Origin of the sequence: Methylobacter svalbardensis (assembly GCF_037671525.1) — a bacterium.
In the GTDB taxonomy this organism is placed as follows: Bacteria; Pseudomonadota; Gammaproteobacteria; order Methylococcales; family Methylomonadaceae; genus Methylobacter_A; species Methylobacter_A svalbardensis.
Window position 1 is genome coordinate 66,937 of the sequence record NZ_JAWPOH010000016.1, and the last position, 9,972, is coordinate 76,908.

At 45.3% G+C, this 9,972-nt stretch carries 9 protein-coding genes; all 9 read left to right on the top strand.

What is annotated here, in order from left to right; translation table 11 throughout:
* Nucleotides 1-72: 72 nt before the first annotated feature.
* The 9 genes from rfaQ to rfaD all read left to right on the top strand — a co-directional run bounded on the left by rfaQ (nt 73) and on the right by rfaD (nt 9,597).
* A complete protein-coding gene (rfaQ, locus tag RW114_RS08625) occupies nt 73-1,173 on the top strand; it encodes a putative lipopolysaccharide heptosyltransferase III (RefSeq protein WP_340122344.1) in 1,101 nt (366 codons plus the stop codon).
* Nucleotides 1,174-1,296: 123 nt separating this feature from the next.
* Entirely contained in the window at nt 1,297-2,022 is a 726-nt protein-coding gene (locus RW114_RS08630; RefSeq protein WP_340122345.1) for a glycosyltransferase family 25 protein, read from the top strand.
* Entirely contained in the window at nt 2,013-3,254 is a 1,242-nt protein-coding gene (locus tag RW114_RS08635) for an O-antigen ligase family protein (protein ID WP_340122346.1), read from the top strand. The genes RW114_RS08630 and RW114_RS08635 overlap by 10 nt, the downstream gene beginning before the upstream one ends.
* The gene (locus tag RW114_RS08640; RefSeq protein WP_340122347.1) at nt 3,247-3,996 is read left to right on the top strand and encodes a glycosyltransferase family 2 protein; all 750 of its coding nucleotides are present in this window, start codon (nt 3,247-3,249) and stop codon (nt 3,994-3,996) included. Before RW114_RS08635 ends, RW114_RS08640 begins: the two co-directional genes overlap by 8 nt.
* Nucleotides 3,996-4,814, top strand: coding sequence for a glycosyltransferase family 2 protein (locus RW114_RS08645; RefSeq protein ID WP_340122348.1), 819 nt, complete (start codon nt 3,996-3,998; stop codon nt 4,812-4,814). The genes RW114_RS08640 and RW114_RS08645 overlap by 1 nt, the downstream gene beginning before the upstream one ends.
* Before the next feature lie 57 nt (nt 4,815-4,871).
* Nucleotides 4,872-6,665, top strand: a complete 1,794-nt coding sequence (gene msbA, locus RW114_RS08650) for a lipid A export permease/ATP-binding protein MsbA (protein WP_340122349.1) — start codon at nt 4,872-4,874, stop codon at nt 6,663-6,665.
* Nucleotides 6,666-6,674: 9 nt separating this feature from the next.
* Nucleotides 6,675-7,232 (top strand): D-sedoheptulose-7-phosphate isomerase, encoded by a 558-nt coding sequence (locus RW114_RS08655; protein ID WP_340122350.1) that lies wholly within the window; start codon nt 6,675-6,677, stop codon nt 7,230-7,232.
* The gene (gene hldE / locus RW114_RS08660; RefSeq protein ID WP_340122351.1) at nt 7,232-8,656 is read left to right on the top strand and encodes a bifunctional D-glycero-beta-D-manno-heptose-7-phosphate kinase/D-glycero-beta-D-manno-heptose 1-phosphate adenylyltransferase HldE; all 1,425 of its coding nucleotides are present in this window, start codon (nt 7,232-7,234) and stop codon (nt 8,654-8,656) included. The genes RW114_RS08655 and hldE overlap by 1 nt, the downstream gene beginning before the upstream one ends.
* Nucleotides 8,653-9,597: an ADP-glyceromanno-heptose 6-epimerase gene (rfaD, locus tag RW114_RS08665; protein WP_340122352.1), complete on the top strand. Its 945-nt coding sequence runs from the start codon at nt 8,653-8,655 to the stop codon at nt 9,595-9,597. Before hldE ends, rfaD begins: the two co-directional genes overlap by 4 nt.
* Nucleotides 9,598-9,972 lie beyond the last annotated feature (375 nt).

The following is a 9,972-nucleotide window of genomic DNA, read 5'->3' on the forward strand; positions in this document are numbered from 1 at the left end:
TGGTAAGCAGCTCCATTGGGTCGTTTTATATCCAATGAGCTGCTTAGTAGTCTCCGGAGCATAATTTAAGCAATGAATAGCCACCAATCATTACAACCAAAGCCGACAAGAATTCTGGTAATCGCAATGCGATATCTCGGTGATGTGCTGCTGACAACCCCCTTATTGCATTCGTTGCGACAGGCATATCCTGATGCACGGCTTGACGTGCTGGTGTTTCATAATACGGCTTCCATGCTGGAAGGAAATCCTGATATTAATCATGTTATAACCACGCCTAACCGTCCTAAATTCGCTGATTATCGGCAGTTATTTGGGCAATTATTCAGGCAGTACGATCTTGCTATCGCGACACAGGCCGGAGATCGACCTTTTTTGTACGCATTACTTGCAGCGCCATTACGGGTTGCCGCAGTACCGCCGAAAAACACTACAGGTTGGTGGAAACGTTTTTTTGTTCAACACTGGACAGAGTTTGATGACGACAACACACATACGGTCTTGCAACATCTTAAATTACTCAGTCTAATCAATGTACCGCAGTGTTTTTCATTGGTTCCACCGCAAATCAGCAATACTAAGCAACTAGCGCAGCAATTCCCTTTTTTGGCTGATAATACGGGCTATGCTGTACTGCACCCTCATCCACAGTGGACATACAAGCAATGGACTGTAGAAGGCTGGATAGAGGTAGGTCTGTATCTCAAAAAGTTGGGATTGAAGCTGGTTCTTTCAGGAGGCCCTGGTCAGCAGGAAATTGACTATGTCGCCAAAATTCAACGCCAACTTCCCGATGATACGATCAATCTAGCCGGCCAGGTCTCGTTGGCGCAGCTGGCAACTATTATTGCTCAGGCAAAATTATATATCGGCCCGGATACTGGTATCACTCACTTGGCTGCCGCAACCGGAATTCCGGTGATTGCGCTTTATGGGCCAACCAATCCGGTAAAATGGGCGCCTTGGCCTACTGGGTTTAACCAAAACAGAAATCCCTTTGATAAACAAGGCAGCCAACAGCTTAACAATATCAGCTTGATTCAAGGTAAAGGGGACTGCGTCCCTTGTCATTTGGAAGGTTGCGATAAACACCGGCAAAGTCGAAGTAAATGCCTTGATACGCTAAGCCTTAAGTGTGTTGAAGAATCGATTCGATGGGCATTGAGTAAGTAAGAGTAATTTTGTCTTATCGAATAACAATATAATGATGATTTATCCGCAATTGATTTCACTTTACTTGCAGTTCTGGGTGAAGTTTCTCGATACAGTTCCAAGTTTTTCAAGGTAACAACAGGAATGCATTCAGCAACTAAACAACTAGATGGTATTTACGTAATAAATGTAAAAGCATTTCATGAGCGTCGTGCGTTTATGGAAGCGCAGCTTTTAAGTCAAGATATGACGGCTGAATTTATTCTTGACGGGGATGCGGATGAGCTAACAGCAGAAGTTGTTAGTAAATATTTTATTGGTGACAATTTATCGGCCAACCAAATGTCATGTGCTTTAAAACACATCATGGCGCTGGAAAGTATTATTGAAAACAAACAGCAGCAGGCGTTGGTTCTGGAAGATGATGCTGTTTTTTCGCCACGCTTTAATGAAGGCCTGTGTTATGCGATGGAAGAAAGCCCGCGCTTTGATGGGCCAAAAGTTATTTTTATCGGCTGCGGGGGCAATTTTTATACGCCGAAAAGCCTTAGAAAATTCGGGCAGCATTTATATGTGGGCGCTCGAGGTCGTTTTGCCGATTCTTATATCATTGATTTTAACACCGCACAAAAACGTCTGGACTGGATCATCAACAACAAGGTTTCATTGCCTATAGATAATCAGTTTGAAAAAATTGATCTGGAGCTAGGGATAACTATGTTATGGCTAGAAGAGCCCGTGGTGGAACAAGGCAGTAAGGCCGGTTTATATATGAGCGCTCTGGAAAAAGCCCCGCCAGCATGGTTACAAAAGCTGTTATTTAGCTTTGAAAAGTTGAAACGAAAATATATTTATCAATTATGGCGTTAATCAAAAAATCTATGTTTTCCTACTCAATTATTGCTGAAAAATCTCTCTTAACCTGCCGCTTTCTAGCGATAATTGCAGCTATTGCAGCCCCCGCCTCTACGGCCATTACCAGTGCGGTTTGTATTGCCATGTTACTGACATGGCTTATGTCTGGGCAAGTTTGGCAAAGCCTGAAAATATCCGCAGGGCAGCCTGCGGGGAAAATGTTGTTACTGTTTTTTGCTTGGCTTATTTTCAGCAGTTTATATGCGGACACGGTTTGGGCGGATAAAGTCAGCACGCTGTCTAGCTGGAAAAAATTATTTTACACTTTTGTGTTATTGGGGCTGTTCTATCAAACGCAATGGAAGACACGTTTTGTTTATTCTTATTTAACCGCGATGTCTCTCGCTGCGGTTATCTCCGTTCCATTGTGGCTGTTGGATATTCAGGTAAGGGAAGGGAGAGAAGCCGGCATTTTTATGACCAATCACTCTTCGCAAAGTTTAGCCTTTGTCGTTGCCGCCTTATGTTGTATCTTTTTGCTCAAAGAATCGCTCAGTCAGCAAAAAAAGTGTCTATTAGTAGGAATGATGGTTTTATTTTTGTTTAATATTTTCTTTATCAGTCCGTCTCGAAGCGGCTATCTGGCTTTGCCTGTTGCTGCTGTATTTGCGATTGCTAATCTCTACGGCTATAAGAAACTTCCGCATATTTTGGGAATTATGGCGACAGCACTTTTGCTTGTGGTATTAACTTCCAGTACCTTACAGCAGCGTATTAAAGTGGGTTGGGAAGAAAAGACAAACTATCAAACCAGTGAAGAGGTAACGTCTATAGGCATTCGGGTTATTTTTGCGCAAAATACGTGGGAATTAATTCAGCAAAAACCTTTGCTGGGATACGGAACCTCTGCTTTTAAGAGTGTTTACAGTAATCATGTCGCCGCCAAATATCAAGACTGGCGCAGCGATCCAGCATCCGATCCGCATAATCAATATTTATTTGTCTGGTTGGAAAACGGTCTAATCGGCTTGTTGATATTTTTAGCTTATATTTACACGGCTATCAGGCAGGGAGCGACTCAACAACCGTACGGAGCAATGGGTGCCAGTGTACTGGTTGCCATTGCAGCAGTCAGCTTGTTTAATTCAAACTTTAAAACCTTTCCAGAGGGACATTTGCTGGCTTTTTTTGTGGGTTGTTTATTGGCTCAGCAGTCGGCAAACAATACGGAGAAAGACAGTGCTTAGTGTAATTATTATTACTAAAAATGAAGCTGAACACATCAGCCGCTGTTTGGCCTCAGTCAGCTGGGCGGACGAAATTATAGTGCTGGATTCCGGTAGTGTCGATGGCACCGTTGACCTTTGTAAAGTTTACACCGATAAGGTTTTTATGACCGATTGGCCGGGCTTTGGTAAACAAAAACAACGTGCTTTGGATAAGGCGCAGGGAGACTGGGTTTTGTCGATTGATGCCGACGAAGTTGTCACTTCGGAGTTAAGGATGGAAATCGAAAAAGCGCTTCAGCAAGATTGCTATAATGGCTACGAAATTCCCCGTCTTTCCAGCTATTGCGGCAAGCAAATGCGCCATGCGGGTTGGTGGCCGGATTATGTATTACGATTGTTTCGTCGTGATTGCGGACAATTCACTGACTCAATCGTACATGAGAGTATTATTGTTCAAGGGGAAGTCGGTCGCGTACATTCGCCGTTACTGCATGATGCCTTTGTAAACCTGGAAGAGGTGTTGCATAAAGTAAATAGCTATTCAACTTTAGGCGCAGAAATGCTCTACCAACGGGGTATACGCTCATCGTTGGGCAAAGCCATCTTAAAGGCGCTTTGGACGTTCATTCGGACCTATTGGATTAAAGCCGCTATTCTGGATGGACGGCAAGGGTTGATGCTGTCAATTTCTAATGCGGAAGGTGCTTATTATAAATATCTTAAATTACTGGAATTACAAAACCGGCAGCCCAATCAATAATGGACTTAATCTCTGTTATTGTAACCACCTATAATTGGCCAGCCGCATTAGAGCTTTGTCTGGATAGCCTGTTTGCCCAACATGACCAAGCGTTTGAAATTATCATCGCTGACGATGGTTCTACACCCGCTAATCAAACGTTGGTCCAGGCTTATTGCGCAAAGAGTCCGGTATCTATTCAATACGTGCATCATGACGATCAGGGATTCAGGGCTGGAACCATCAGAAATAAAGCTGTTGCGAGCAGTCAGGGTGAATATTTGCTGTTTATTGATGGCGACTGCATTTGCCCCGCTGATTTTATCGCCCGGCATCGACAACTGGCAGAACCAGGGTGTTTTGTGCCCGGAAACAGGGTGCTGTTAAGCGAATCATTTACTCAGGAAGTCATTGAAAAACATATTTCATTGCATCAAAAACCGCTAAGATATTTCATGTCCCTCCGGTTACAAAAAAAAATCAACAGGATTTCGGCTTTTATTCAGCTTCCGTTGGGTTTTTTAAGGAAATTGCAACCCCAAAAGTGGCAAAAAGCCATGACCTGTAATCTGGCGCTATGGAAAAACGACTTTTTGCGGGTAAATGGTTTTGACGAGCTTTTTGAAGGCTGGGGTTTTGAGGATTCCGATCTGGTTATTCGTTTGATACATGCAGGCATTAAGCGTAAGGAAGGCCGATTTGCTGCGCCTGTATTGCATCTATGGCATCGTCATAATGACAAAAGCAAGCAAGATCTTAATTACCAGCGATTGTTGGATCGATTGGAGCATCGGGATTTTATTGCCGCAAAAAAAGGCGTTTCCCAGTATCTTGAGTAACGCCATAACTTAGCACAAGCTGGAACAGCTTTACCCGATAATGAAATCTTCAAAAATATGAACAAAACATCCAAAGCAAGCGCTCAAATATATAAGCGATTATTGGCCTATGTAAAACCGCATCGTGGTCTTTTTGCCATCAGTATTGTCGGTTTCCTGATGTATTCAGGTACCCAGACCTTATTCGCGGCATTGATCAAACATATAATTGATACGTTGCAAACTGAATCACGGGAAGGGATGTATTATTTGCCGTTATTGTTCAGCGGTTTAATTGTAGTGCATGGCATTGGCGCTTATTTGGGCAACTATTTTCTGGCCAAAGTATCGACCAATGTCGTGCATACTTTGAGATGTCAGATCTTTGATCAATATACGCGGCTGCCAACGGCTTATTTTGATGGGCATAACAGCGGTTATATGATTTCAAGGATAACCAATAATGTAGGACTGGTTACTCAGGCCGCTACGGATGCGGTGCGTACCATTGTGCGTGAAGGATTTACTGCGATAGGCTTGTTAATCTATTTGTTTTATTCAAACTGGATGTTGTCTTTGGTTTTTGTTGCTATCGCGCCGATTATTGTGGTGCTGGTAAGTTATGTGAGTAAGCGCCTCCGAGGGATTAGTAAGAAAATTCAAGAGTCGATAGGCGACATGACCCATATTACCTCGGAATTGGTCGGCGGGCATCGGGTGGTGCGAAGTTATGGCGGCGAAGAATACGAACGGCGACGATTTTTGGATAGCAGCTCATTTAATCGGCGGCAATCGTTAAAGCTGTCAACGACGATGGCGATACACAATCCGATCATGCAGCTTATTATTGCCATCGCATTGTCATTTCTGATGTATATGGCCTTGTTTTTTATGAAGCAAGCCAGTGTCGGCGAGTTTGTCGGCTACTTGACGGCGGCATTTTTATTGCCGAGACCTATCAGGCAGTTGAGTGACGCCAATGGCGACATTCAAAAAGGCATCGCGGCGGCCGAATCGTTATTTGAAATTCTGGATGAGCCTGGCGAGTCTAATGAAGGCACTTATCAGGTCGAAAGATGTAAGGGGGCGTTAGAATTTAAAAACCTGTCCTTCCAATATCCGGGCTCAAATGAGCCGGCGCTTATCGACATCAATTTTAAGGCCGAGCCTGGGCAGACTATCGCGCTGGTAGGGGCTTCCGGTGGAGGTAAAAGTACGCTCGCCAATTTGGTTTCGCGTTTTTATTCGCATGATACCGGTGAGATATTGTTGGACGGTGTTGAAATAAATACTTATGAATTGGCAAACTTGAGAAAGCAGTTGGCATTGGTCAATCAGCAAGTCACATTATTCAATGATACGATAGCCAACAATATCGCCTACGGGGCGCTTGCAACCGCAACTCGAAGTGAAATAACAGCTGCTGCAACAGACGCTTATGCGATGGAATTTATCGCCAAACTGGACCAAGGCTTGGACACGGAAATAGGCGAGAATGGCGTCAAACTGTCCGGCGGACAACGGCAAAGGTTAGCGTTGGCCAGGGCATTGCTGAAGGATGCGCCTCTATTAATATTGGATGAGGCAACATCGGCGCTGGATACCGAATCGGAGCGGTATATCCAGGCGGCGCTGCAAAAAGTCATGAGCAACAGGACGACTCTGGTTATTGCTCATCGGCTATCGACCATTGAAAACGCCGATATAATTCTGGTTATGGATCATGGGCGTATCGTTGAAAGAGGCTCTCATCGGGAACTCATTGCAAAAAATGGAGCCTATGCCCGCTTGCATTCCATGCAATTTAAGGAACATGGTAGTCGTGACCAGCCGGTCGCCGCTACTGAGGTATCAAATTCAGACATTGCGTAGGACATTATTTTGAAGACATTTATTGCCGAACTCGAAGAGCATAAGGCGATGATGGAGCGATTGGCAGATTGTTCCGGTGCCATTGAGGCGACCGGAGCATTGCTGATTGAAACATTAAAGCAGGGTGGAAAAATACTATTATGCGGCAATGGCGGCAGTGCGGCCGATTGTCAGCATATCGCTGCGGAGCTGGTGGTGCAATACCAAAAAAACCGGAAGGCGTTGGCTGCAATTGCGTTGACCACAGACAGTTCGATTTTAACGGCGCACAGCAATGATTTTGGTTTTGAAACCGTCTATTCCCGTCAGATTGAGGCCATTGCCAGTGAAAAAGATTGTTTGATTGCCATTTCCACATCGGGACGTAGCAAAAATATATTAAAAGCGGTGGAAGCTGCAAGGTTGAAAGGCATGGCTGCTATCGGGTTAACCGGGTGTGGGGGAGGCGAGCTGAGTAGGCTGGTTACTCATTCGATTATTGTTCCCTCGGATGTGACGGCAAGAATCCAAGAGGCGCATATATTGATAGGCCACTGGTGGTGCGGCGCGATTGAGGAGGCCCATTAATGTTGGCGATCGCACCTGAGTTTGCAAAGGCCCATATCATAGTCATAGGCGATGTGATGCTGGATCGATATTGGTCCGGGCAGGCCGCGCGTATTTCGCCGGAAGCGCCGGTACCGGTAGTCAGAGTTAAAACTATTGAAGATCGCGTAGGCGGTGCGGGTAATGTCGCACTCAATATAGCCAAATTGGGCGGCAAGGTTACGTTGTTAGGCGTTGTTGGCGATGATGCTGAGGGTGAGACCCTCAGGCGGCTGCTGGAAGCGGAAGGCGTGGTCTGCGACTTTGTAGTCGAGCGGGATATTCGCAGCATCTGCAAATTACGGGTTATGGCGCAGCATCAGCAACTGATTCGTATCGATTTCGAAGAGACGTCTCTTAAGTTTGATTCAGGTGCTTTATTGGCGAAACTGGTTGATCATCTGCCTGAAAATAATACGGTTGTTTTCTCGGATTATGACAAGGGAACATTGGCGGATGTTTCAATGTATATCATTGAGGCCAAGCAGGCCGGTATTAAGGTTCTGGTGGATCCGAAAGGCGTGGATTATCAGCGATATGCACAAGCAGACCTGATAACGCCAAACCTGTCTGAATTGCAGGCTGTAGTTGGCGTTGCTGAAAGCGAAGAGGATTTGCTGGAAAAAGGGCGAGCGCTGTTAAAACGGTGTCAAATCCCGACACTTTTGCTGACTCGCGGCGAGGCGGGTATGACCTTGATACAAGATGATCAAGTACATTCATTACCGGCTCAGGCCAAGGATGTTTTTGACGTGACCGGCGCCGGAGATACCGTTATTGCCGTGATGGCTCTGGGTGTGGCGTTGGATATGGCGTTGTATGATGCGATGTATCTGGCTAATCTGGCGGGAGGCATAGTGGTCGGAAAGCTGGGTACATCAACCGTGTCGATGCCGGAGTTAACGCGAGCCATGCACGGTGATCGGGATTCCCAATACGGTATTGTTTCGGAAAGCGAACTGGTACAAATATTGGCCGGTGCCAAAGCCCATGATGAGCGGATCATCATGACCAATGGTTGCTTCGATTTGCTACACGCCGGACATGTGACTTATTTACAGCAGGCAAAGGCGCTGGGTGATCGCTTGGTGGTGGCCGTAAACTCCGACGTTTCGGTCAGGCAGCTAAAGGGAGAATCTCGACCTATTAATGGCTTGCAGGAACGGATGACGGTTTTGGCGGCATTGGCCTGCGTGGATTGGGTGGTTTCATTCGAAGAGGAAACCCCCGAAAGACTGTATTGCAGGCTGTTGCCGGATGTCATCGTCAAGGGCGGCGATTACAGTTCGGAGCAAGTCGCTGGTGGCGATTGTGTGATTCGGGCGGGTGGCGAAGTAAAGATATTACAGTTTGTTGACGGTCAGTCGACAACGGCGATGATTAAAAAAGCGAGGGGATTAGAATGATTGTTGTGACGGGAGGTGCCGGTTTTATTGGCAGTAATCTTATTCGGGCATTAAATCAGCGGGGCGAACGCGATATATTGCTGGTGGATCATCTGTCTAATGGGCGAAAAATGCACAATATCGCCGATCTTGATATCGCCGATTACATGGACAAGGATGAGTTTATAGAGAAAATTGGCATGGCTCATTTTTTTGATGGGGTGCGGGCAGTTTTCCATCAGGGAGCTTGCTCTGCAACCACGGAATGGGATGGGCGGTATGTGATGACGAATAATTATGATTATTCCAAACGTTTACTGCATTGGTGTATCGCTAAAAATGTTGCCTTTATGTACGCGTCTTCCGCTTCGGTTTACGGGAATGGCAAACAGGGGTTCCGAGTTGATCGCAGTTGCGAGCATCCTATCAATATGTATGCCTATTCGAAGTTTCAATTCGATCAATATGTGCGGCCTTTTTTAGCTAAAACAAAAAGTCCAATTGTCGGTTTCCGCTATTTTAATGTTTACGGACCAAGAGAGCAGCACAAAGGTGCTATGAGTAGCACTGCATTTCACTTTAATCGACAGGTCATGGAGCAAAAAAGAGCAAAATTGTTCGAGGGTTGCGATGGCATGGCTGATGGTGAGCAAAAGCGGGACTTTGTTCATGTCGATGATGTTGTCGATGTAAACCTGTGGTTTCTAGATCATCCTGAGCAACGCGGTATTTATAATGTAGGAACGGGACGGGCAGAAACGTTTAATGCGGTTGCCCAGGCGGTTATTGATTGGCATAAAGAAGGAAATATTGAATACATTCCATTTCCTGAGCATTTAAAGGGGGCTTACCAGAGTTACACGCAAGCTGATATTTCCGAATTAAGAGAAGCGGGCTATGCGAAAGAGTTTTTAACCGTTAAGCAAGGCGTCGCAAGATATTTAGATTGGTTGAATAAATAACTGCTTGACCTAATGAAAAGGCGTTGTATAATACGCAGCTCTTTCGGGGTAAACGCCCTGGCAGAGACGCAGCAACAAATAAAAGTTAACAGGATGTTGACAAGCGGACTGAGTAGGTTATAATGGTCGGCTTCTTCGGGGTTCGGTAAACGACTTCGGCAAGGACGGCAAGAAAAACAAAGTTAACAGGGTGTTGACAAACTGAATTGGATCTGTATAATGGTCCAACTCAACGGGGCTTCGCTCCACGCTCTTTAAAAATCTGATCAAAATAATTTGTGTGGGTGCTTGTGACGAGCTATTTACGTTTGTAATAAATAGTCGACATGAGAACTTACGTAGATAAGAAATTATAAACGTTTGAATCTGTAGTCG